This window comes from Bacillus sp. H1a (assembly GCF_000633475.1).
In the GTDB taxonomy this organism is placed as follows: domain Bacteria; phylum Bacillota; class Bacilli; order Bacillales; family Bacillaceae_G; genus Bacillus_A; species Bacillus_A paramycoides.
This window is the reverse complement of record NZ_AYMH01000003.1, coordinates 13,255-37,048: the sequence shown is the minus strand read 5'-3', so window position 1 is coordinate 37,048 and position 23,794 is coordinate 13,255. Positions and strand designations below refer to the sequence as shown.

Here is a 23,794-nt window from a genome sequence, read left to right as displayed (position 1 = left end):
TACTTCAAAGCAAAATTATATGATGTAGGCAGGAAACGACTTGTTCCTCCCTCTATATTTATCATAATGTAGCGTTTATTCGAGTAGTTAAGCGCTAGACACTTTCACGATAAAGTGGATAAATCGAGAAACAAAGCGTTTCTTCCTATGTTATAAAGGAGGAGACGATAATATGTTATATGCAAATAAAACTGTGGGTAACACGTCATATAAACCAAGTGAAAAACCAATGAAAGAACAAATAATGCTCCAAAAAAATAAAGATTTATTAATTGAAATTGCAACAAGAGATGTAAAATCTGTATTTGCGTATTTTAAAACAACAAGAGACGGCCTACCTGTGAAAGAAGCACAGAAACGTATTCAAGTATACGGTCGAAATGAATTAATTTCAAAAAGAGCGCTTCTTGCAGAAGTGATGATAAAGCTAAGTGGAATGATTCCAGGTCTTTCAAAAAAAAATGTGAATGATGAATCACAATGTGAAACAGTTACTGTTTCTAGAGTAGCAGGCTGTAACGTAACAGGGCTAAACAATGAATTGAAAATGATGAAGCTACCAGTACAAGAGCTTGTACCTGGAGATATGATTTTTCTTTCCGAAGGTGATACAGTACCGGCAGATGTACGTATTATTTATGCAAATGATTTATTAGTAAATGAATCTGTGCTGACAGGAAACGATGCGAGTATTGAGAAATTTGAAAGTTGCTATCATATTGAACGTAAACGATTTATTCCATTAAAACGGATGAAAGACTATAATCCACTGGAGCTTGAAAATGTTTGTTTCAAAGGTACGTATATTGTTGGTGGCAATGCAAAGGCTGTCGTTGTTTCAACAGGTAAAAATACGTATTCAGGAATACTTCATACTTGTTGTGGTAGAACGTCTTAAGGTGTTAATGATGCTAAATATACAAAAACAATGTATAATAGACAAAGTTGAACAAAAACGTAGAATGGTAATCTATTTATATAACCTTACGTGATAACGTGAGGTTATTATTTTTTGTTAGTAGGAGAGGAATTATGAAAAAAGTATTGTTAGTTGATGGTATGGCACTATTATTTCGTGCTTTTTACGCAACAAGTGTCTATGGACAATTTATGAAACGACAAGATGGTACCCCGACGAATGGGATTCATGGTTATATGAAGCATTTATTAACAGCAACACAAGCAATCAAACCAACGCACATTGTAACGTGCTGGGATATGGGAAGTACGACATTTAGAACGGAATCGTTCTCGAATTATAAAGCGAATCGTGCAGCACCGCCAGAGGAATTAATTCCGCAATTTGATTTAGTGCAAGAAATGACTGCGAAATTATCTATGCCTGTCATCGGTATGAAAGGTTACGAAGCGGATGATTGTATCGGTACGCTTGCAAAACAATATTGCAATGAAGCGGAAGTTTATATTTTGACAGGTGATACAGATTTACTTCAACTTGTTGATACGAATGTTACAGTTATGCTTCTTCGTAAAGGAATTGGAAATTACGAGTATTACACACCAGAGAAAATCATGGAAGAGAAAGGTGTAGAACCTTGGCAAATTGTTCATGCGAAAGCTTTCATGGGAGATACAAGTGATAATTATCCGGGTGTAAAAGGTATTGGTGAAAAAACAGCGTATAAGCTTATTCAAGAACACGGAACAGTATCAGCTGTACTAGAAAATATAGCATCATTAACAAAAGCGCAGCGCACAAAAATTGAAAGTGATTTGGAGAACTTAAATATCTCTTTACAATTAGCGCAAATTCATTGTGAAGTTCCAATTACATGCTCGTTAGAAGAAGGATTACACACAATGGATGAAGAAAAGCTACGATTCGTTTGCAACGAAATGAATTGGGGAAGACCTGAAATATTAATTAATATGCTTTAAAGAGTATAGAAGGGTAGATCAAATATATTTTTGATCTACCTTTCTTTTTTGTTCACAAAGTTGTCAGAAAATAAACTCGGTTTTCATATGAAGTTCAAATAGATTTCACAACAATCAATTATTATAAGAACACACAGATAATTCCTTATCTTTTATATAAACCATCCCCCAAGGAGGAAAATGAAAATGCGAAAAAAAGTGAGAAAATCCTTTAAACAATTATTAATAGAAAATAAACAATCCCTACTAACTAATAAAGAAAATATGAGAGAGATTGAAGAACGAATTGAGAAACGCCATGTAGCATATAGTGGTGCTAATAATTAAATAAAATAAAGAAAGGTAGCCTTTAAAGGCTATCTTTTTTTATTTTATATTCAAAAAAATCTATTCTCCTTATAAATTTAATAAATATGCAAGGTATATTTATAGTTTTTTTCTATCAATATTTTTCATTTTTCGAGATTAAAATTGGCATATACCAATTTTTGGGATTGTATATCCAAAATATTACAAGAAATGTTACAATACACTCAAATTTATACTATAAAATCATTTTAATATGAAAAATTGGAATGAAAAGAAAGGAGAGGAATATGAATAAAGATGTCGCATTGAAATGATTATTATCATTTCATTAGGAGTTGATGTAAAACGATGGAGAGGCATGAAGAACTGGATTCTATAAGAGGAATTTCTTCGTTGGTAGTAATGATTGGTCATCATTTGATGATTTTCTCAGCATTTCAAAATTACAGTTATGAAGATAATAAACCACTTGTTGTATATCTATTAAAAGAAACACCTGCACGTCTTATTTTTAGTAGTGGTAACGAATCTGTTATTATCTTTTTTGTTTTGAGTGGATTTGTTTTGTATGGATCCATTCAAAATAACTATAGTAGTTATGCTTCATACCTTTTAAAACGTATATGCAGAATATACATTCCATATCTTGTGGCAATAAGTATAGCTATTATATGCCAGGCTACAATTAGTGAATATGGTATTTCTTATTTAAGTGTATGGTTTAATCGTTCATGGACGATTGAAAGTTCTTTAAGCCTAATAGCACAACATGTTTTCTTGGTTGGGAAATATAATACAGATACATATAACAGCGTGATTTGGTCACTTGTACATGAAATGCGAATATCTATAATTTTTCCGTTAGTTTTGATGGTTTGTTTACGAAACACAGTAAGATATTCATTACTATCATTGTTTAGTTTTAGTATATGTTCTGTCGTGATATTATTCTTATTTCGCTCGAGTTTAACATTAACAAGCTATGCATTAACGCTGCATTACACAGTGCTGTTTTTACTAGGAGCACTAGTAGCGAAGTATAAAAATAATTTAATAGTTTTTTATAGTAATTGTACTAAAAACACGAAAATTGCATGGTTTTTATTTGCGATTTTACTTTTTATGTATGAAGGGCTTATTGGAGGAATTAAAGTGCTCAATAATTTTATATTTCGAGACTACGTAGTAGCGATAAGTGCATGTCTATTTGTCATATTAAGCTTGTCAATATCAACTTTGTCGTCCTTGCTGCATAATAAATACTTGTTATATTTGGGGAAGATTTCTTACAGTCTTTATTTATACCACATCATATCTTTATTTTCTCTTATATACGTGCTCCATGAAATATTACCGTTACCTATTGTTTTAATTATGTCGCTTATTATGTCGTTTATACTTGCAACGATTTCGTATGTATTTGTAGAAAAATTTGCATTCAAAGTCGGAAAGTATGTAACAAAGCGAACGGATATAGAGAAGAAAGAGTTAAATGTAGAAAATGACTTACAGGACATTATTCAGACAAAGGCGGTGAAATAATTGAAGCAAGAAATGAGTATAAAAGATTTTCAACAGTTACTGAAAAGAAGATTTATAACGATCATTTTGACGATGTGCTGTTTAACCGTTTCTCTAGTTCTTCTCTCTATGTATGTGCTAAAGCCTTCGTATCAATATTCAACGCAAATTCTTGTTGGGAATTTAGATGAGTTTAATAAGGAGAATACAGCGAATAAAACACAAGAAAATAAGCAACTCGTAACATCGTTTGTTGATATTTTAAAAAGTCCACTAATTATTTCGACAGTAAAAAACACTTTAAAATTAGAACAATCAAGTTATGAATTAGCACAAAAAATTTCGGTGGTGAATACGGACAACTCGCAAATTGTTACTGTAACAGTAAAAGATTCAGATCCTCAAGTCGTTAAAGAGATTGTAAAGACATTGGCAGAACAATCTCAAAAAAGCTTTCAACAGTATACGAATGTACAGGGCGTAAAAATATTGATTAGTCCAGAGTTACAGGAAAAAGCGGAGAAATTGTTTCCGAAATTACAACTTATTATTCCTATCTCTTTAATTGTTAGTTTTTTTGTTGGCATTGGTTTAGCTGTACTTCGGGATTATTTTGATGATCGTATATATGTGGAACAGGATTTAGAGAAAATAACAACAGTCTCTGTTATTGGTCACATAAATATGGAGCCAAAAAGAAAGAGAAAATCTACAGAAGTTGAAACGCAATCATCTATATATGGAGGTGAACATGTCGATGTTTAAGAGGAAGAAACAGCTGAAGTTCGATCCGCATGATGCTGTAATGAAAGAGCAATTTTATACTGTATATCATGAGTTGAAAAAATCGGGAAAACAAGTATTCACAGTTAGTTCGACTAAGGATAGAGACGCTGTTGCTTTACTAATAGTAAATATGGGATTAGTTTTTGCGGAAATGAAGAAAAAAGTGTTACTTGTCGATGTGAATTTTTCTGATCCTAAGCTGCATCTATTGTTACAAAGTAATCATATGACAACAGTAAACGATATAATAAGCTCTTCTACCTTAAATTATGAATCTTTTTCTAGTGATCTTTCTGAATACTTATATTGTATTCCTGCAAAAAAGACTGTACATATTGGAACGCCCTTAGTTGCTATGGATGAATTTGATAATGTAATAGACAAGTGGAAAGAAGAGTTTGATTACATTTTCTTTTATTCGTCTGAAGTATTTGAGCTTCCTGTTACGCATATTATTGCGGAGAAATGTGATGGAGTAATTTTGGTAGTCAAAAAACGAAAAGATTCATTGAGTGCAGTACAAAAAGTAATCGCGGACATAAAGCGGAAAGAATGTGAATTGCTAGGTATAGTTTTATATTCTTGAATTTGGGGGTAACGATCCATGATTCGTGAAACAAATCAAGCTAAGTTGTATACTATTCCGGCTCAAGAAAAGAATAGCATTTTGAATCGAAGTGTAAAACGCTTGTTTGATGTAATATTTTCACTCATATTGTTACTATTAACGATACCAATTATGTTGTTCTTTTGTATTTTGATTGCTTTAGAAACATCGGGGTCTCCAGTCTACTTTCAAGAACGATTGGGGATTGATGGAAAGGGATTTAAATTATTTAAATTAAGGTCGATGGTTAGTGATGCTGAAAAGAACGGACCACAATGGGCAAATGAAAACGATCCGAGAATTACAAAGGTTGGACTGTTTATAAGAAAAACGAGAATTGATGAATTACCACAACTTATAAATATTTTAAAAGGTGATATGTCTTTTGTTGGCCCTAGACCAGAGAGAGAGTATTTTTATAAAAAATTTGAAGCTAATATTCCAGAATTCAAGAACCGTTTATTAGTGAAACCAGGGCTAACAGGATGGGCACAAATAAATGGAGGATATAATCTTGATCCGAGAGAAAAGTTGAAGTTGGATATGGAATATGTGGAATTGAAAACGATTAGGATGGATATTCGTATTTTATGTAAGACAGTTTTTATTGTATTGAATGGGAATGGTGCAAGATAAAAAACATAGTAAATATAATTGTATACAAATATAGGTAGGTTACATGCAAAGGAGAACTGGTATGGGTAGATCCATTCTAAATAATATTGTACATCTATTTTATAGTACGATTTTAGCTAATCTTCTTCAAGCCATTAGCTTAATTGCTTTAGCCAACTTTTTTAATGCACAAAATTATGGGATGTTTAGTGTTGCGATAGCATTTACGTTTGTAATGTTGTTTTTTACAGATTTAGGGCTTAGTAATACATTTCTTCGAGAAGGAGCAAAGGATGGAGTAGATTTAGGGAAGATTGTATCTTCATACATAAAAATAAGGATGCTTCTTCTTATTTTTATTTCTGTAATTGGTTATATAACTATTCATTATGTGTACGATGATAAGGATTTAATTTATATGATGTTAAACGTAATGTTTCTGATGTTAATAGGCCTCACATGGCAAAATATAGGGATTGCCTATTTTCAGCTTATGGAACGTATGAAATATATAGCACTAATTAAAGTTGTATCAGCATCAGTTGTCATTATAATTACATGCTTTTGCATTTTCGGAGAATTACCAGTGTATATAACAGCTCGCTTATATGGTTTTGGTTATATGATTGGTGGTTTATTTAGCATATACGTTATGAGAAAAAAGACGAACATTAATATGAAAGTAGTAATTCATAAAGGATTGTTTTGGCAATTAGGTCCTTTTATTGTTAGTGGTTTTTTAATAATGAGTACGCCACAATTAGCACCCATCTTACTCAATTATACATTACCGTTAAGTATGGTAGGTGTATTCGCGGTTGCTTATCGGATGCCAGCAGCTTTATATCAAGTGCCAGGGGTAATTGCAGGGGCATTTTTCCCAGTGCTCTTTAAACATTATAACCAGAATAATATAGAGGGGCATACGAAATTAAATATGCTTCAAATAAAATCAATGGCGGTCGTGGGAATTTGTATGACGATAGGTTTATATAATTTAGCACCCTATTTTATTTCTATGTTTTTTCATGAGGAATGGAGTAATGCAGTAGAGCCACTTCAAATATTATCTTTTCTTATTGTGTTACAAAGTATAAATATTGCTATTGCAGATGGTTTGACAACGAGTGGAGGTCAAAAGAAAAGAACTGCTGTACAGTGTGTTGCTTTAGTGATTGGAGGAATTATGCTATATAGCTTCAGTAGCATTGGTGGAGTTAGAGGAGCGGCTTATGCGATGGTTTTATTTGAGATAGTGGCTTTGATTGGATATATAGCGGTAAGTGTAGTGAGGGAAAAAATTGTATTCAAAATTGTAATACCGTATACAATTTATTTTGGGGTAACTTTTATGGGGGTGCAATATGTATTACAGACATATAATTTGATTGCACTTGTTCTTAATACGTTTATCGTAGTAGTTGGTATATTCCTATATGATTATGAGTTAAAAAAACTTATTCTTTCATTTATAAGAAAAACACGAGAAAAGGATTATATTACGAAGCAGGGGATATAGCCTATGGAAAATAATATGCAAATTTCGATGAAATGGATTTTTCTTCTAATCTTGTTTGTTATGTTAAGTAAATACAACATATATATCGGATTTTCTTTGAAGATATACATGATTTTTCTAGTCATTTATTTTTGTTTAACAATTAAAGATTTTTATATTCGAAAGCTATATTTTCATGAAGTTGTATTTTTGCTGTTTTATTTCATCTATTGTTTAAGTGGCATTCTTTCTATATATTTAAGCGCTAGTATTCGTATGATTTTTGGCGTATTACTTGTTTTAGGGTGTTATTTTATTATGAGGAATTTATTGGGTAACACCGAAATAGTAGTACTCGAGTCAGCCATTGTCTATGTAGGCTTAATATTTAATATTGTGAGTCTCATACTCTATATAGTCGGATTACAACATTTTGGATTACATGGCGGAGAAGAGAGAGAGGTTTATGCTGGATTATTAGTAGATAGAGGGTATCCAAGATTAATCGGATTATTAGATGATCCCAATATCTTTATTTTTTATAATACAATATTTTTTATGTATTATATGACTAATTTAAATAATATAACCAATCTAATAGGATTGATTCTATGTGTTACAACGAGTTTATTAACCTTTTCAAGAGGTGGTATTTTAGCGATTGTACTCGTCATTTTTGTATATGTATGCATGTCCAGTTTTGCTAAAAAAGTAAAACTAATAATGGGTTTAGTATTGTTTAGTGTTGTTGTTTCTAGTTTATCGAATGTATTAATGGGTGGAGAACTAGATGATATATTGAATAATCGGATTTCTGATTTTTCGCACGATAATGGGAGTGGCAGATTTACACTATGGGAAGCTGCTTTCAAATATTTTTTATCTAATCCATATATCGGTATCGGTGCGTTTAATTTTTCGAATTATTATGAGTATCAGTTCAATGAAAAACTATATGTGCACAATACATTTTTAGAAATTTTATCTGAATCGGGTACAATTGGTTTCCTTTTATACAGTGCTTTTTTATGTATTCTAATGGTGAAGTTGACTAAGTATAACTTGTTCCGTGAAAAGCCATATCTTTTATTGACTATGATTGCATTTTTATTTCAGATGATCTCATTGTCACTTATTATTAACGAAGCTTTCTTTCTATTTTTAGCAGTTGTTATGAAATACATTTCAATATATGAAGGAAGGGGAACGATAGATGGTAAAGTGTCTATCAGTACATAACGAGACGCCTCGAGTTTCTATAATAACACCTTCTTATAATAGTCTACGTTTTATAGGTGAGACAATCACATCTGTGCAGAGTCAATCTTATGAAAATTGGGAAATGCTTATCGTTGATGATGCTTCAACGGACCACTCAGCTGTAAAGATTAAAGAGATGATAGAAGGGGATTCACGAATTCGGTTATTATCATTAAATGAAAATATGGGTGCTGCTAAAGCTCGAAATATGGCGATTAAAGAAGCGAGAGGAAGATATATTGCCTTTTTAGATAGTGACGATATTTGGCTACCGAATAAATTGCAGACGCAATTGTTATTTATGGAAGAAACAAATGTTGCGTTTTCGTATACCTCTTATAGTTTAATAGATGAAAATAGTGATGATCTGAATAGAGAGGTGAACGTACCGAAATCCGTTGATTATCATTATTTAATGGGAAATACAATTATTGGGTGTCTAACGGTGATGATTGATCGTGAGAAAGTCCCTTATATTGAAATGCCTAGCGTACAGCCTGAAGATACAGCGTTATGGCTAGAATTGTTATATAAAGGATATGAAGCGAACGGGATACAGCAAATGTTAGCAAAATATCGAATTGTTACAAATTCCGTTTCAAGAAATAAAATAAGAGCGGCTTTCCGTTATTGGAAGTTATTAAGAGCGCAAAAACCTCTTAATTTAGTGCAAACTTTCTTTTATTTTAGTAAGTATGCTTATCATGCTTATAGAAAAAATAAAATTAATGTAATGGAGAAGACAAGATTATGAATATATTGTTGATGACAGATAAATTGATAACTGGGGGAGCCGAGAGTTACTTTTGTAAATTAGAAAATAATTTACAATGCGAGAGTTTTACAATTTATACAGCTGCAGGCGAAGGGGAATTATATCAATCTCTTGCTAGAAAAGAAAATTTTATTTTACTTAGTCGATCGAATCATTTAAGAAATATATATTACTTACGAAAAGAAATTTATAAACGAAAGATAGATATCATTCATGCGAATAGTTTGCGAATGGTATTGTATGCTTTCATACTTCAAAAGTTTATTAAAAGAAAGATAAAAGTCGTGTATACGAAACATAATGTAACCATATTAGAAAAGAAAATACCAAGGGTCTTTCGTTACTTCATGAATGAATATGTGAATAATATTATTACAGTAAGTGAGTTTGAAAAGAATAATTTAATTTCAATTCGTGTAGCTGAAGAAAAGATAAGAACAATTTATAATGGTGTGGATATTGAAAAATTTTTATTCCAACAGAAAAAGAAAGAATCTGTTTATAAGATAGGTATATTAGCAAGATTATCAAAGGAAAAAAACCATCAACTATTTGTTGAAATTGCAAATGTGTTGAGAACGAGAAAAGATTTTTTGTTTTACATTGCTGGTGATGGACCAGAGAAAGAATCTATTATGGAAGAAATAGAAAAATATGGTTTGCAACAAAGTGTAAAGATGCTAGGGAATATTTCAGAGCCACATGAGTTTATCGGAAATATGGATGCGTTACTTTTATTATCTTTTCGTGAAGTGTTTCCAATGGTAGTAATTGAAGCGATGGCTACCGGAACACCAATTGTTTCGATAGATGTCGGAGGAATAAATGAAGCGATAATAGATGGAGAATCGGGTGTGTTGATACCTGAATATTGCGATTATTTATTTGCAGATGCACTTAAGGAATTACAGGAAAATGAAGAAAAGGTGAATGATATTAGAGTGAACGCACGAGAAAAAGCAGAAGTATATTTCTCGTTAACTAAAATGGTAGAAGAAACAAAAGGTATATATGAATTAAACAAATGACCATAGAGGTTGTTTGTTTTTTTTATTACAGAAACTCTTAAGAAGAAAACAGCATATGATATGAAAAGAGCAATATGAGGAGTGAATTTATTTTGTCAGAATATATTTCATCACAAGAAAATTGTGCACCAGGAAGTAGTGTTCATATTGATTGTTTTGGAGCCGTTCCGAACTTAGTGAATGATAGTTCATTAGCAATTCAACAAGCTATTGATTATTGTGTGTCGAATCGGATTTCGACGGTGAGAATTACAGGAGTAAATACGTATAAAGTTTTAAATCCGATCGTTATTAAATCAAATGTAAGGTTAGAGTTGGATCCTACTGTAACAGTGCAAATTGATGGGGATTTTACTGCGTTTGAACTACAAAATAATGCTTCTATAAATGGTGGTACCATTCAAGTTGTAAATCCGGTATTTCAATCCCCTGTTATTTATGTTTCTGGATCACAACAAATAGAAATACCTAATCAATCTGTTATATCAAATATAAATATAATAAATGTAACGCCGTCATATAAAGGAATAGCTATACATTTTTATTGTCAAAAAGCGTGGGATTATATTAGTTTCTTTCAAGTTAATTTTATTCAAATTAAAAACTTTCAAACCGCAATATATTTGAAAACAGAATATGTAGATGACATTAATACCCCTTGCTGGATAAATGCAAATGTATTTCAATCAATTTTTATTGATGGTTGTCAGTATGGAATAGAAGTCGATGGAAATAGTGATTTACCAAATGAAAGTTCAGGAAATACATTTCAGGATATTCAAGTACAATGTAGGCAACAAACGAAAAAAGTAATTCGTTGCTCGGGTGCGTATAATACATTTGGTTGTATGATTTGGGATACGTACCGGATGAGTAGTGAACCAATAGTAATTGAATTTTCTTCTAATTCCTATCGTAATTATCTTTTTTCAAACTTACTTTCAACAACTATTGTAGATATGGGACAATATAATGTTTGTACGTCTACCTATGAGGAATCACTTCGAATTCAGTTACCATTGACATTAAATAAACCACATTTAATAGGGAATCAAGATGATATTTTAGTAAATGCCCAGCAGAAGTATAGTGTTAAGCAAGTAAGTGGGAAATTACCGTACGGAGGAAGTATCGCTAATTGTTTTAATTTAATAGATGAACAAAGTGTAAATTATATTGATGTTCCGTATAGTAATCCAGTTGTTATTGAACTGGACTTTACAAAAAATCCGATAAAAATGTTGAATTGTTTTGGGATGTATTTTGGATGGGGAGAGAGTCCTAAGAAAATTAAAATTGAATATGTATTAAGTGCAAATGGAAGTTGGGTTATTGCATCGGATGTCCCGTTAAATGTTGGGGATACAATTATATCGAATATGAAGGCGAGTCAGCTGTATAAAGTAAGAATTACATTAAGCGGTTATGCTCAAGACCATAAGCGTTTTCGAATTAATCGTATTTTTGCAAGGTCTTCTATGGAAAATGGGAATGCTTGGTTGGCGACAACTGGTGGAAGAATGTTTGGAGATATTGAACTAGAAGCGAGTAAAGGTGTGATTATGAAGACTTCTGGTGGAGTGAAATGGAAAGTTACTATAAATGAAGCTGGTCAGCTTATTACGAGTAAAATAACTTGAGATATTCTATTCTTTGCAAAGCTTTGTACAAGTATTAGGTGATGTAATGAATTCGATTTAAAAGAGGGAGTGTAGTCCATGGAATGAAAAAAAGCTTGTAGTTTGATATTATCAAACTACAAGCTTTTTATTTTTTTGGAATACTACTACCAAATATAGGTCCAAAAGTAATTTTGTATATGTCGAGGAGTGATGTGTATAAAGCGTTTCCCATTAATGAAGACAGTATCGTTAACAAATTGTAAACTTGCTGGAATCATATCTAAAATGGAAGTACTTATTGTAGGAATAGGGGAATGATTGAATTGGAAATTAGAGTGGAGCGTCTTAGGAGAGAAAAAATAGAGGATATTGTAGCATTATCTTCTTATATTGGCTGGGATTATAATAGAGAAGAGATTGAAACAATTTTGAATACAGGTATAGTATATGGTGTGGTAAATGAGAAGGAAGAGCTTATTGCAAGCGCGGCAATTATATTATACGGAGAGACGTTAGCGTCTATCGGAATGGTAATTGTACATCCAGATTATAAAGGAAGAGGGATTGGAAAGGCGATAACGGATTTATGCGTTAAAAGCGTATCAACTCAAACTCCAATAGTGCTTATTGCTACGGATGAGGGGAAGCCTTTATATGAAAAACTAGGATTCAGGACTGTGAGCTATGTTTCTAAATACATATGTAACTCGTACAATAAGAATTATAAATGTGTAGGAAATGAAGAGTATATTGTGAATTATGAAGAATGTGATTTAGAAGAAATAATACAAATAGATGAAGATGCATTTGGAACAAATAGAGAAGAGTTTTTAAAGTGTCGAATTATACAAAGTGAACAATGTATTGTTATAAAGGATATACAACAAAATGTATTAGGATATGGTATGAGTATACAAACGCCAGAAAATAAAATAATAGGACCAGTCTTTGCTAAAAATGATGCGATGGCAATGAGAATTGTTCATTATTTAGCAAGAGAGCATAATGGTAAATTAAGAATTGATGTACCAGAAGGAAAGGGGAATTTCATGAAAGAATTGGAGATTACTGGTTTTCAAAAGGTTAATAAACCACCAATTATGATGAAAAATAGTGATCAATTATTAAAAAGGAATAATGAGCCATATAGTATTGCAGCGCAAATTTTTGGATAAAAAAGAATCCTTTTCACGAAAGGATTCTTTTTTATAGTTAATTTAGTCACGATATTGGCCATGAGTAGGTTGAAAGAGGTCTTCCTCAATATCTCTAACAACGGAAAAATGATCAACGTTATAATGACCGTGTAATGTTTTATTATGGTGCTCGATAATTTGCTGTGCAGACAATACGTTAGAATCAGTTGTTGAATGACCATTTTTAATTAATGTAACATCAAATCCTTGTACAGTTGCTGTCCTAACAGCAGTATCGATGCAATGTTCTGTTTTACATCCACCTATAACGAGATGATTTATCTTCTCTTCTTTTAAAAGTTCATATAAAGAGGTGCCGTAGAATGCATTTGTTGCTTGTTTATTAATAAGTATTGCAGATTGAGGCATTTTAATTTGATTATGTACTTCAAATCCTTCTCCTGTACCAGAAGCAACATCAGTATCTCTTACGAACACAATAAGGGCATTTGAATCTATTGCTTGCTGTACAGCGGTATTTAGTGTAGCTAATAGCTCGGTTTTACGGAAAACTTCATTTTCTTGTTCGTTCCCATCAATTAATTCTTGTTGAGCATCAATAATTAATAGTACTTGTTTCATTATGTCTCTCCTTTAATACAAAATAATTATCACTTTACATATTCCGTAATATTGTAGAAGAATCCTCTTTTGCTATAGGAGTAGGCGAGCTGTTTACAAAGTTGTCAAAGAAACTCCATTCTCATAGAGTGTAAAAACATGTATGATAGGAGGTGGAGAATTTTTGAGTAGGTGGGAATATCATGCAAACAGTAGAAGATTATCTTTCATTCTTACATACGAAAGGATTTAAGTTATCAGAGGAAGCGCAAGGGTTTATTATGTTTGGACAAGGATATACTGGCGCATCTGATGGAATTGTGAATGCGGCAATAGAAGCGACGATCAAACATCAACTACAGTTTGATGGCAGTTATTTTGTTGCGTTATTAGAACGATTGAAAGAAGAAGAAATTACAGATAAAAAAAGCGCTAAGGCTTTTATGCAGAAGTTACAAGCGTAACTTCACGCAGCCCGCGCTTCTTTTTTGGCATTTGAAGGCAGTTCAACAAAAACCATACCTAGGAAAATGCATAGACACCCGATAATGGCAGAAATAGAAAGTTGTTCGTTTGCAACTAGAATGCCTGTTAATGCTGCAAAAACAGGCTCCATTGCGAAAATAATTGCTACTCGCGTTGGAGAAGTGTGTTTTTGTGCAGATGTTTGAATGAAAAAAGCAATTGATGTCGCAAACAGGGAAGTGAGAAATAGAGCGAATAAAAAGGAATGATTCGTCCATAGTGATACTGAAAATAATTTTTCCCAATCTTCAAACAAAAAAGCGCAAATAGAAGAAAACATACCGACAGCTAATACTTGAGAGGTACTTAGTAATAATGGTGATATTTTCTTAGAAAAGAAACCGTTAACAAGAATATGGGCAGCGAAAGCGACAGCACAACCGAGAACGAGTATATCTCCAATGTTTAATTGAAAAGAATCACCAGCTGTTAATAAGTATAAACCTGCTGTTGCCACAGTAATACCAAGTACGATGAAAATTGTAGCTCGCTGTTTTAAAAAGATAAAAGACAGGATTGGAACCATAACGATACTAAGTCCTGTTAAGAAACCAGCTTTTGAAGAGGTTGTATAGAGTAAACCGAATGTTTGTAATAAATAGCCAACACATAAAAAGAATCCAACAATCAATCCGGCGAGACCACTCTGTTTTATATCTTGTTTTGAAGGTTTTTGGGAGAAAATAATTTGAACGAATAATAAAATAATTCCAGCGAATAAAAAGCGAATTCCATTAAAAGTAAATGGCCCAACAAAAGACATAGCACTTTGAACGACAACAAACGTAGCTCCCCAAATGAAAGAGACAAATAATAAAGCGAGAGGAGCAATCCACTCTTTTTTCACAATCATACCCCCGTTAATTTTGTAAAATAGCTTTTCTAGCTAACGCATCAGCGACTTTATTTTGACTACTTGGAATCCACTTTATAAAAAAGAGATCGAAATTTTTTATGTATTGCAGTGCTTCTTCTAGAAGTGGTGCAAACATTTTATTTTTTGCGTATTCTTTTTCAACAGCTCGCTCAACAAGTTGGGAATCTGTGCGAAAAGATACAATGCTATAATTATGCTCTGCACAATATTTTAATGCTGCAAGTAAAGCGTGGTATTCAGCTTCATGGTTGGACATTGTCCCAAGTGGTAATGATAATTGTACAGGTGGCTGTATGCCTTTAATAAAAACTCCCGCTCCAGAAGGTCCAGGATTTCCTTTTGATGCACCATCGATATATACTTCAATCAAAATGAGAAACCTCCATTTATAAGGTTATCCCCTACGTGAAAACTTTTTAGAAGTAGGGAATAGAGTACTTATCCAATTGTAATGCTATAACGACATGTAAATGTTTCATTCGCTTGTAACGATTGAATTCCTTTTTTTTCTTTAAAATCTTTTGCTTGCTTTATTTCATCAGCAATTCCGTACCAAGGTTCAATACATAAGAAAGGTGCGTTATCTCCTGGTGTCCAAACGCCGACAAATGGGAAACCATCGAATGCTACTTTTACAAATTTATTATGTTTATGAGAACGAATTGAAATTTCATTCGTATTCATATTTTCAAAAATAAGTGCGTCATTTTTGAATAAATCATATGTAAGTGGCAATTCTCTTGTATTTTCAGCGATTAGTTGCTTTTCATTTGAAAGAAAAGGGCCTTCTAATATACTAGTTTCTAAACGTTCAGATCCATTAAATGATAGATGATAATCTGCAAATGATTCGCCGTCTAATAAAGGACAGTTGAATCCAGGGTGTGCTCCGATTGAAAAGAACATCTCTTTTGAAGCGGGGTTGTTTACTTCATATTTAACATGTATATTTTGTTCGTCTACTTCATAAGAAACGAGTAATTCAAATTCATATGGATAGTTTTTTAATGTCTCTTCATTACTAGTAACGATATAAGTAATTTTTGTTTCACTTTGTTCTTGTACAGAGAACATTATATCACGAGCAAAACCGTGTTGTGTTAATGAATAAGGTTTATCGTCTACGTAGTATGTATTTTCTACTAATCGACCGACGATTGGGAATAAAATTGGTGCACGACGTCCCCAATAAGTAGAATCACCTTGCCATAAATATTCTGTGTTGTCTTCTTTTAAGCGAACGCTTTGTAATTCTGCACCTTTGTCAGAAATGGAAACGATCACTTTTTCATTTTGAATTGTTACTGTCATGAAATGGAACCTCCTAAATCTTTCATACGTTATATTATACGTCTTCTATAAGAAAAAGGGTAGTTAATGATAGGAATCTATTGACGAAAGAGTGCATATTGCGTAAAATGTAATCTTGTTGCCTAAAAACGAATAACGTGGTTCGAAACCATCCCACGTAAAAAAACTAAGGAGATTTTGTCATGAATATAAGAACATTAGTCGGTAATGGTATTTTAGCGGCATTATATATTGCTGTTTCTATGCTTATTCAGCCATTTGGCTTTACGAATGTACAGTTTCGTATTTCAGAGATGTTTAACCATCTCGTTGTATTCAATAAGAAAGCAATTTACGGGATTGTATTAGGTGTATTTTTAACGAATCTCTTTTTCTCACCAATGATCGCTTACGATTTAGTATTTGGAGTAGGGCAATCAATTCTTGCATTACTTGCAACTATTATTTCTATGCGCTTCATTAAAGGTGTTTGGGCTCGTATGATTTTTAATACAGTGATCTTTACAGTCACAATGTTTATGATAGCAATCGAACTTCATCTTGCATTTGATCTGCCATTTTTATTAACATGGCTAACGTGTGCAGTTGGTGAATTTGTTGTAATGGCGATTGGTATGCCTGTAATGTACTGGATTAATAAGCGAGTACAATTTGAAAGATTTATGTAATAGGTGAAAGAGCCGTTCCTTATATAGGATGGCTCTTTTTGTATGTGATTATATTGAATATAATACAGTCACTCTTGATAAAATATAATAAAATAAATATAAGAAGTCTTATATAAGGGGAATCTAGTATGAAATATAAAATGCATTGGTTGTATAAAACGAAGCGCGGTTTACAAACTGAATTAACAACAGACTATATGAACATAGAAGAAGTGCTTCAATTTGCGGAGGATTTTGAGAAAACAGGAAGGGTAAAAGAGCTTTTATTTTACGATGAAATGGACGCGGAATGGTCATTAAAAGAAATGAAAAAATTGAGTAAGCAAGTGGAGGAAGAGATTCAAGAAATTCAAGTTTATTTTGATGGTGGCTATGATGTGCAGACGAAAGAAGCTGGGGTTGGCATATGTGTATACTATAAAAAAGGAAATACAAATTATCGAATTCGTCGCAATGCATACATAGAAGGCATATATGATAATAACGAAGCGGAGTATGCAGCATTATTATACGGGATAAATATACTTGAGGAATTAGGAATTAAATATGAAGCAGTTACACTTCGTGGAGATTCCCAAGTTGTACTGCAGCAATTAGCTGGTGAATGGCCTTGCTATGATGAACATTTAAATCATTACTTAGATCAAATTGAACAAAAAGCGAAGCAAATGAAATTAAAGTTTGTTTGTGAACCGATATCTAGAAAACAAAATAAAGAGGCACATCAATTAGCAGCGCAAGCATTAGAAGGGACGACAATTGATAGTCATAAAGAAATAACCGAATAGAGAGGTGCACACGTGAATAAAAAGCAACTCATTACAGAGGTAAATGACTTATTAGAAACGTATTGCGAAGGGTGTTTCTTGCAGGAACATAATCGGAGAAATCATAGTAAATACTATGCCCATTCTTTTTGTATACGGCAATGTACGGTTGGAGAGAAATTGAAAAAGTATGGGGAGCAATTGTCATGAAAAAACATCCAGAGAATTTTCTCTGGATGTTTTTTAGTGCTTCGCTTCGTGTAATTGACGCTCGCATTTACTTAATTTTTTTTCTTCATTCATTAGAAATGGATCATCTAAATCCGTCGCAACGGATTTCATAATTTCCAGCTGAGAACGAGCCGCTTCTACTGCAGTAGTGGCATGTTCTAATGTGTCTGGATCCATTGAAATTGTTGCAGAACCGACCATTTTTTGTGCTGTTTCTACACGGAATTTTACTTCTTCAAAATCATTTACATGTGAACCCATTGTTATTGCCTCCTTTGTATTTTGCGCATTTCACATAGTTTTTGCTCTGTAAAACGGAAATATACAAAGGAATAACAAAGGAGGTTACCAAGTAAGGTAACCTCCTGTCATATGTTGGATTAAAGTTTTACTACGTTAGCAGCTTGAGGTCCACGGTTTCCTTCAGTAATGTCGAAAGATACTTCTTGACCTTCCTCTAAAGCTTTGTAGCCGTCGCCTTGAATAGCAGAGAAATGTACGAATACATCATCAGAGCCTTCCATTTCGATAAATCCAAAACCTTTTTCATTGTTAAACCATTTTACTTTTCCTTGCATGTTACAATTCCTCCTAAAAAACGATTACTTTTTTCATTTAGTGAAATTCATTTGAAAAGATAATATAAATTAAAAATGCTATATTCTCGAATATTCTGCTAAATGATTAATTTAAATATACACGAATTGGTAGAATTTAGTCAAGTAAGCGGTTTTAAATTTTTGTATTTTTAAATAATTTTTCGTTCAAATTTATAAAAAGGTATAGGACAAGCTGATTATGTAATATTCTTAAATGAATGCTGTACATAATGAGGTGAAAGAATGGGTGAGTCTTATTTATTAGATAATGAAGGAATGAAAAATAGAGACGATATACCGAATTGGGTTGCGAAAGAATTTAATAATTTTTCGAATGTCGTGCTAGAACCCACTTTTCCATGTTATTTCGGTTTGACAGCTTTAAAAAAGAATGAGCTTCGTTATTCATTTCTCTCTCGTAATGATTGGAGTCATTTGCCGAATACAATGTTATCTTTCTTAGAGTTAATGAAAGAGCGACCAATTGTAAGAAGAGGATTTTTTCTTTTTGTAGAACCTGAACGTGAAGAGCAGCCACTCGAATATTATCGTGATTATTTTTGGAAAGTACTACAGTATTTACATGAAAAAGATAATCAAACATGGCCGAAGCAAATTCCGAAAGATCCAGACCATTATTTGTGGGAATTTTCATTTGGGGGTGAACCGATATTTGCGTTTGGGAATGCGCCGGCTTATAAACAGCGAAAGACTAGGCATTTAGGAAATTCCCTTGTTATTGGATTCCAGCCACGCACTATTTTCGATGGATTAGAAGGAGATCGTCCTAAAGGTGCATATTCCAGACAAATGGTCCGTGAGCGAGTTGAAAGATGGGATCAGTTGCCGAAGCATCCTAACATTAGCCACTATGGTGATATAGATCATCGTGAATGGAAACAGTATTTTATTGGGGATGATATTGAGCTGATTAAAGGTAAATGTCCTTTTCATCATAAAGTGAAACTTTAATCAACGGGGAGGGTTCATCCCCCACTGATTATTATCCCGCAAATAGCGGGATAAGGTAGAGAAATGAGGGCCATCAACTGGATGGCTCTTTTGCATATTTTGGATAAAAAAGGGTATTTTAATAGTGGATATTTCTTATGAAGCGAGTCTATTTTTCATATTTGCATCATTACTTAGTAGTAAAGGAAGTAGAAAGGATAGAGCGATGTTTGGAGCGATTATACAGCAAATAGTATTAGGTATTTCATTAGCTGCACCGGTAGGTCCGATTAATATTGAGATGTTAAAAAGAGGAATTGAACGCGGATTTTGGCATGCTTGGATTGTTGGAATTGGGGGAATGACTGCAGATATTTTGTTTATGCTTCTTATTTATTTCGGTTTATCTTCTGTGTTTATGTATACATATGTACAAGCTTTTATGTATTGCACTGGGTTTTTCTTATTGTTTTATTTAGGATTTCAAAGTGTAAAACAAGGGATTTCTCACGCGAATATGGAATATAAACAAGAAGAGGTAGGTGGACTTAAACAATCTTTTATGGCGGGATTTTTAATCGCGATATCCAATCCGTTAAATCTTGTTTTTTGGTTTGGTATATACGGAAGTACACTTAGCTCATTGCTTACGAAGGTAACGAAACAAGAAGCTTTTTTATACAGTCTTTGTATTATTGTTGGTATTATTTTATGGAATTTAAATATTGCTTTTTCTGTTCATTTTGGAAGAACTTTATTAAAGAAAAAAGCACTTGGCTATATTACAGCAGGAGCAGGTATTATTTTAGTGGGATATTCTATCCATTTTGCATACAAAGCTTTACAGTTGTTCACATAAGATTGAAGGGGAGATTTTTATGTATCGAACCACTATTGACGGAAAAGAAATTATCATTACTTTAGCACCAAAAATTCGAAAAGAAATTACTGATAGAAATCCACTATATGAAGCGGTATTTAACAATGCAGCAAGGTTGCTGCAAACGAAACAACCAACGTTTGCGGTAAATCATGAAGTATTTGGGCTTATTATTGGAGAAGTACAAAGGGGAGAAGTAACAGTATTTGCAGTGGAACACATTATTCCGAAGCAAAATATATTTGGTCCGAACACTTTTTTCTCGACAATAGAGCAGCAGGCAAATTTGTAAAGTGAATATAATAAGAATAAAATAGAAATAGTCGTAACGATAGGTTGCGGCTGTTTTTTTGGAGAAGGGGGAAGAAAGATGAAGAGAGTGGTAAAGGAGTTCTTTTTACAACATGATATTGTTATTATGTATAGTGTCCTATTAATTTTTATCATTATTTTAAAAATGCAATTTTTCACATGGATCGGTATTTTATCGTGTCTTGCTGGAGTCGTTTTTTATACGCTTAACGAATATGTAACTCACCGTTTTTTATTTCACATTAAGCCACCAAAGAATCGTTTTTTATTAAAAATGCTTCGCAGATTACATTATGATCATCACGTGTATCCAGACGATTTGAAATTATTATTTTTACCTGTTTGGTATAGTTTACCTGGTTTTGCAATTTATTTATTCGTTTTATACGGATTTACAAAGAGTGTTACAGTTACACTCTCCTTTGGAATTGGAATGATCATAATGCTTCTCGTTTATGAATGGAAACATTATATTGCACATAAGCCGATTCGTCCCTTTACTAAGTTTGGAAGATGGCTTAAAAAACAGCATATATTACATCATTACAAAAATGAAAAGTATTGGTTTGGTGTTTCTAATCCAGTGTATGATTTTTTATTCGGTACGTATAAAGATGGGAAAGATGTTGAACTTAGTGAAACGGCTCGTAATTTAGAAAAGAAGAAAGAGACAGAAGTAGTGCAATAGCACTACTTTTTTGCGTCTTAATGAGGGAAAAGATTGATTTAGGTTTCACCTTATTTTGAAAAAGTATATTAAAAATTTAGGGAGAAATGACGAAAAATGTCTATCGAAAAATCTTTGCAGGAACGTAAGGATTGTCTAAAATAAATATAAGTTTCTGAATATTTATAAAATTTAGTCTTTAGGTGTGCAAGGGGGAATTGTATTTCAAGTAAGAGAGGGGATCGGAGAATGAAACGAGATGATACGTCAGCACGTAAGTTGCAAAATGAGGTGAATTATACAGAGGTTGTTCAGTCAGAAGAATTTCAATTGTTATTAAATAGGAAAAAGAAGTTTATCGTTCCAATGAGTATTTTCTTTTTAAGTTTTTTTATTGCACTACCTATTTTAACATCGTATTCAAAGGTGCTCAATACACCGGCATTTGGTGATATTACTTGGGCGTGGGTATTTGCTGTTGCGCAATTTATAATGACATGGGCATTATGTATGATTTATAGCAAAAAAGCAGAATCCTTTGATGAAATCTCGCAAAAAATTCTGCAAGATATGCAAAAAGGGAGGGGCTGAATTTGAATACAACTGCTTTTGCACTATTTTTAATTATCGTCCTTGGTACACTCGTTATAACTTATTTCGCATCGAAAAAAACGAAAAATGCGAGTGAATTTTATACGGCTGGAGGGGGATTAACTGGTTGGCAAAATGGTCTGGCCATTGCTGGTGATTACATGTCTGCTGCGTCATTTCTTGGCATCGCCGGAGCGATAGCATTAACAGGATTTGATGGGTTCTTTTATAGTATAGGTTTCTTAGTTGCTTACTTAGTTGTATTGTACCTAGTTGCAGAACCACTTAGAAATTTAGGGAAGTATACGTTAGCTGATATGATTGCGGCGCGTTTTGATGCAAAGAAGGTTCGCGGGATTGCAGCATTAAATACGATGACGATTTCAATTTTTTATATGATTGCACAATTAGTTGGTGCGGGTGCACTTATTAAATTATTATTAGGAATTGAATATACGACAGCCGTATTAATCGTTGGTACACTTATGACAGTATACGTTATTTTTGGTGGTATGACGGCTACAAGTTGGGTGCAAATTGTAAAGGCTTTACTACTAATGGCTGGTACTTTTATTATTTCTGTTATCGTTTTTGCAAAATTTAATTTTAGTGTGACAGAAATGTTCGCTCAAATGAAAACAGCTACTCCATTAAAAGATTCGTTTTTAAATCCGGGAGTGAAGTATAAAAATGGTCTTGATACACTTTCTTTAAATTTAGGACTGGTTCTTGGTACAGCGGGATTACCACATATTCTTGTCCGCTTTTTTACAGTACGTGATGCAAAAACTGCGCGTCAATCTGTTGTATATGCTACGTGGTTAATTGGGGCATTTTATATTATGACAATTTTCTTAGGATTTGGTGCGGCGGCGTTTGTAGGAAATGAGGCAATTATTAAAGCAAATCCAGCCGGTAATATGGCAGCACCTTTGTTAGCGAAAGCGTTAGGCGGAGATTTCTTATTCGCGTTCGTATCGGCGATTGCTTTTGCAACCATTTTAGCTGTGGTAGCAGGTCTTGTATTAACAGCAGCTTCAGCATTTGCTCATGATTTTTATAACGAGATTATTCGCAAAGGAAAATCAACGGAAAAAGAGCAAGTGTCAATGGCCCGCTATGCGTCTATTGGAGTAGCGATAGTATCTATTATACTCGCTTTGTTTGCTCAAACATTGAACGTAGCATTTCTAGTATCGCTTGCATTTGCAGTTGCAGCGAGTGCTAATTTACCAGTTATATTATTTACGATATATTGGAAGCGCTTTAATACAACGGGTGCTATTTGTGGCATGGTCGTTGGTCTTATCTCAGCAATTGTTCTTGTAGTGTTAAGTCCAAACGTTTGGAATCCGGTAGCAGGGAAAGCTATTTTTGTTGGAGAGGCGATATTCCCATATACGACACCTGGAATTATTTCTATTCCGCTTGGATTCCTTGCCGCATATTTAGGAACAATTTTCTCTAGCAAGAAAGAAGATGCCGCGAAATTTGATGAAATTCTTGTGAAATCTAATACTGGTCATGGTATTAGTGATGCATCTACACATTAAAAAAGAGGAGCTTTTCGAATTATAAGAAAAGCTCCTTTTTCTTTTGTCATTTTCTTATAAATATTACTTTATTTTTGGTAGGATTTGTCTTGGTTTTGTGGAATGAAAATAGGCAGGGAGAAATTTAACTCATCATGGGACCAGCGCAGCTTTGTGAAAATAAGTTGTTATGGAAGGTGGAAGAA

Annotated in this window: 29 protein-coding genes and 1 riboswitch; of the genes, 23 read left to right on the top strand and 6 right to left on the bottom strand. The window is 33.1% G+C overall.

Annotated elements, in window-relative coordinates:
* The first annotated feature begins 172 nt into the window (after nt 1-172).
* The 13 genes from U860_RS0101820 to U860_RS0101755 all read left to right on the top strand — a co-directional run bounded on the left by U860_RS0101820 (nt 173) and on the right by U860_RS0101755 (nt 13,095).
* Nucleotides 173-898: a cation-transporting P-type ATPase gene (locus tag U860_RS0101820; protein WP_025147181.1), complete on the top strand. Its 726-nt coding sequence runs from the start codon at nt 173-175 to the stop codon at nt 896-898.
* A 134-nt stretch (nt 899-1,032) separates the two neighbouring features.
* The gene (locus tag U860_RS0101815) at nt 1,033-1,899 is read left to right on the top strand and encodes a 5'-3' exonuclease (RefSeq protein WP_002171218.1); all 867 of its coding nucleotides are present in this window, start codon (nt 1,033-1,035) and stop codon (nt 1,897-1,899) included.
* A 186-nt stretch (nt 1,900-2,085) separates the two neighbouring features.
* Nucleotides 2,086-2,226, top strand: a complete 141-nt coding sequence (locus U860_RS31045) for an FbpB family small basic protein (protein WP_002171219.1) — start codon at nt 2,086-2,088, stop codon at nt 2,224-2,226.
* A gap of 330 nt (nt 2,227-2,556) precedes the next feature.
* Entirely contained in the window at nt 2,557-3,750 is a 1,194-nt protein-coding gene (locus U860_RS0101805) for an acyltransferase (RefSeq protein WP_025147180.1), read from the top strand.
* The gene (locus tag U860_RS0101800) at nt 3,751-4,494 is read left to right on the top strand and encodes a Wzz/FepE/Etk N-terminal domain-containing protein (RefSeq protein WP_025147179.1); all 744 of its coding nucleotides are present in this window, start codon (nt 3,751-3,753) and stop codon (nt 4,492-4,494) included.
* Nucleotides 4,481-5,101 carry a CpsD/CapB family tyrosine-protein kinase gene (locus U860_RS0101795; protein ID WP_025147178.1) on the top strand — a complete coding sequence of 207 codons (621 nt, stop codon included), beginning with the start codon at nt 4,481-4,483 and terminating at the stop codon, nt 5,099-5,101. Before U860_RS0101800 ends, U860_RS0101795 begins: the two co-directional genes overlap by 14 nt.
* A gap of 18 nt (nt 5,102-5,119) precedes the next feature.
* Nucleotides 5,120-5,758 carry a sugar transferase gene (locus tag U860_RS0101790; protein WP_025147177.1) on the top strand — a complete coding sequence of 213 codons (639 nt, stop codon included), beginning with the start codon at nt 5,120-5,122 and terminating at the stop codon, nt 5,756-5,758.
* A 61-nt stretch (nt 5,759-5,819) separates the two neighbouring features.
* Nucleotides 5,820-7,256, top strand: coding sequence for an oligosaccharide flippase family protein (locus tag U860_RS0101785; protein WP_025147176.1), 1,437 nt, complete (start codon nt 5,820-5,822; stop codon nt 7,254-7,256).
* A gap of 3 nt (nt 7,257-7,259) precedes the next feature.
* The gene (locus tag U860_RS0101780) at nt 7,260-8,474 is read left to right on the top strand and encodes an O-antigen ligase family protein (RefSeq protein WP_025147175.1); all 1,215 of its coding nucleotides are present in this window, start codon (nt 7,260-7,262) and stop codon (nt 8,472-8,474) included.
* Nucleotides 8,449-9,249, top strand: a complete 801-nt coding sequence (locus U860_RS0101775; protein ID WP_025147174.1) for a glycosyltransferase family 2 protein — start codon at nt 8,449-8,451, stop codon at nt 9,247-9,249. The genes U860_RS0101780 and U860_RS0101775 overlap by 26 nt, the downstream gene beginning before the upstream one ends.
* Nucleotides 9,246-10,298: a glycosyltransferase family 4 protein gene (locus U860_RS0101770; protein WP_025147173.1), complete on the top strand. Its 1,053-nt coding sequence runs from the start codon at nt 9,246-9,248 to the stop codon at nt 10,296-10,298. Before U860_RS0101775 ends, U860_RS0101770 begins: the two co-directional genes overlap by 4 nt.
* Before the next feature lie 92 nt (nt 10,299-10,390).
* The gene (locus U860_RS0101765) at nt 10,391-11,938 is read left to right on the top strand and encodes a hypothetical protein (protein WP_025147172.1); all 1,548 of its coding nucleotides are present in this window, start codon (nt 10,391-10,393) and stop codon (nt 11,936-11,938) included.
* 296 nt (nt 11,939-12,234) lie between these two features.
* The gene (locus U860_RS0101755) at nt 12,235-13,095 is read left to right on the top strand and encodes a GNAT family N-acetyltransferase (protein ID WP_025147171.1); all 861 of its coding nucleotides are present in this window, start codon (nt 12,235-12,237) and stop codon (nt 13,093-13,095) included.
* A 42-nt stretch (nt 13,096-13,137) separates the two neighbouring features.
* Here the strand turns inward: U860_RS0101755 and U860_RS0101750 are convergent, their stop codons facing one another.
* Nucleotides 13,138-13,698 (bottom strand): isochorismatase family protein, encoded by a 561-nt coding sequence (locus U860_RS0101750; protein WP_025147170.1) that lies wholly within the window; start codon nt 13,696-13,698, stop codon nt 13,138-13,140.
* A gap of 182 nt (nt 13,699-13,880) precedes the next feature.
* On the opposite strand from U860_RS0101750, the gene U860_RS0101745 reads away from it, so the two are divergent.
* Nucleotides 13,881-14,141: a DUF6123 family protein gene (locus U860_RS0101745; protein ID WP_025147169.1), complete on the top strand. Its 261-nt coding sequence runs from the start codon at nt 13,881-13,883 to the stop codon at nt 14,139-14,141.
* A gap of 2 nt (nt 14,142-14,143) precedes the next feature.
* Here the strand turns inward: U860_RS0101745 and U860_RS0101740 are convergent, their stop codons facing one another.
* The 3 genes from U860_RS0101740 to U860_RS0101730 all read right to left on the bottom strand — a co-directional run bounded on the left by U860_RS0101740 (nt 14,144) and on the right by U860_RS0101730 (nt 16,390).
* Nucleotides 14,144-15,049, bottom strand: coding sequence for a DMT family transporter (locus U860_RS0101740; RefSeq protein ID WP_025147168.1), 906 nt, complete (start codon nt 15,047-15,049; stop codon nt 14,144-14,146).
* 13 nt (nt 15,050-15,062) lie between these two features.
* Complete coding sequence (locus tag U860_RS0101735; RefSeq protein ID WP_025147167.1) at nt 15,063-15,449, bottom strand: reverse transcriptase-like protein; 387 nt, start codon at nt 15,447-15,449, stop codon at nt 15,063-15,065.
* A gap of 68 nt (nt 15,450-15,517) precedes the next feature.
* Nucleotides 15,518-16,390, bottom strand: coding sequence for an aldose 1-epimerase family protein (locus U860_RS0101730; RefSeq protein ID WP_025147166.1), 873 nt, complete (start codon nt 16,388-16,390; stop codon nt 15,518-15,520).
* A 131-nt stretch (nt 16,391-16,521) separates the two neighbouring features.
* Nucleotides 16,522-16,566, top strand: a riboswitch (PreQ1 riboswitch).
* 6 nt (nt 16,567-16,572) lie between these two features.
* Here U860_RS0101730 and U860_RS0101725 point away from each other — a divergent pair.
* From U860_RS0101725 to U860_RS31040, 3 genes are all read left to right on the top strand, one after another.
* The gene (locus tag U860_RS0101725; protein ID WP_002171225.1) at nt 16,573-17,058 is read left to right on the top strand and encodes a QueT transporter family protein; all 486 of its coding nucleotides are present in this window, start codon (nt 16,573-16,575) and stop codon (nt 17,056-17,058) included.
* Between the two features lie 128 nt (nt 17,059-17,186).
* Nucleotides 17,187-17,846 (top strand): ribonuclease H family protein, encoded by a 660-nt coding sequence (locus U860_RS0101720; RefSeq protein WP_002171226.1) that lies wholly within the window; start codon nt 17,187-17,189, stop codon nt 17,844-17,846.
* Between the two features lie 12 nt (nt 17,847-17,858).
* Nucleotides 17,859-18,035, top strand: coding sequence for a zinc-finger domain-containing protein (locus U860_RS31040; RefSeq protein WP_033795353.1), 177 nt, complete (start codon nt 17,859-17,861; stop codon nt 18,033-18,035).
* A gap of 33 nt (nt 18,036-18,068) precedes the next feature.
* Here U860_RS31040 and U860_RS0101715 read toward each other — a convergent pair whose 3' ends face one another.
* A complete protein-coding gene (locus U860_RS0101715) occupies nt 18,069-18,317 on the bottom strand; it encodes a DUF2564 family protein (RefSeq protein WP_025147165.1) in 249 nt (82 codons plus the stop codon).
* A gap of 119 nt (nt 18,318-18,436) precedes the next feature.
* On the bottom strand, nt 18,437-18,634 hold the full coding sequence (gene cspB, locus U860_RS0101710; RefSeq protein ID WP_002171227.1) for a cold shock-like protein CspB: 198 nt from the start codon (nt 18,632-18,634) through the stop codon (nt 18,437-18,439).
* Between the two features lie 264 nt (nt 18,635-18,898).
* Between cspB and U860_RS0101705 the strand changes: the two genes are divergently transcribed.
* The 6 genes from U860_RS0101705 to U860_RS0101680 all read left to right on the top strand — a co-directional run bounded on the left by U860_RS0101705 (nt 18,899) and on the right by U860_RS0101680 (nt 23,609).
* Nucleotides 18,899-19,627 (top strand): YqcI/YcgG family protein, encoded by a 729-nt coding sequence (locus tag U860_RS0101705; protein ID WP_025147164.1) that lies wholly within the window; start codon nt 18,899-18,901, stop codon nt 19,625-19,627.
* 205 nt (nt 19,628-19,832) lie between these two features.
* Nucleotides 19,833-20,465, top strand: a complete 633-nt coding sequence (locus U860_RS0101700) for a LysE family transporter (RefSeq protein ID WP_025147163.1) — start codon at nt 19,833-19,835, stop codon at nt 20,463-20,465.
* Between the two features lie 19 nt (nt 20,466-20,484).
* The gene (locus U860_RS0101695) at nt 20,485-20,778 is read left to right on the top strand and encodes a hypothetical protein (protein ID WP_002171230.1); all 294 of its coding nucleotides are present in this window, start codon (nt 20,485-20,487) and stop codon (nt 20,776-20,778) included.
* Between the two features lie 78 nt (nt 20,779-20,856).
* Nucleotides 20,857-21,486, top strand: a complete 630-nt coding sequence (locus U860_RS0101690; protein WP_002171231.1) for a sterol desaturase family protein — start codon at nt 20,857-20,859, stop codon at nt 21,484-21,486.
* A 228-nt stretch (nt 21,487-21,714) separates the two neighbouring features.
* Entirely contained in the window at nt 21,715-22,056 is a 342-nt protein-coding gene (locus U860_RS0101685; RefSeq protein ID WP_002171232.1) for a DUF485 domain-containing protein, read from the top strand.
* Nucleotides 22,057-22,058: 2 nt separating this feature from the next.
* Nucleotides 22,059-23,609 (top strand): sodium/solute symporter, encoded by a 1,551-nt coding sequence (locus U860_RS0101680; protein ID WP_025147162.1) that lies wholly within the window; start codon nt 22,059-22,061, stop codon nt 23,607-23,609.
* Nucleotides 23,610-23,794 lie beyond the last annotated feature (185 nt).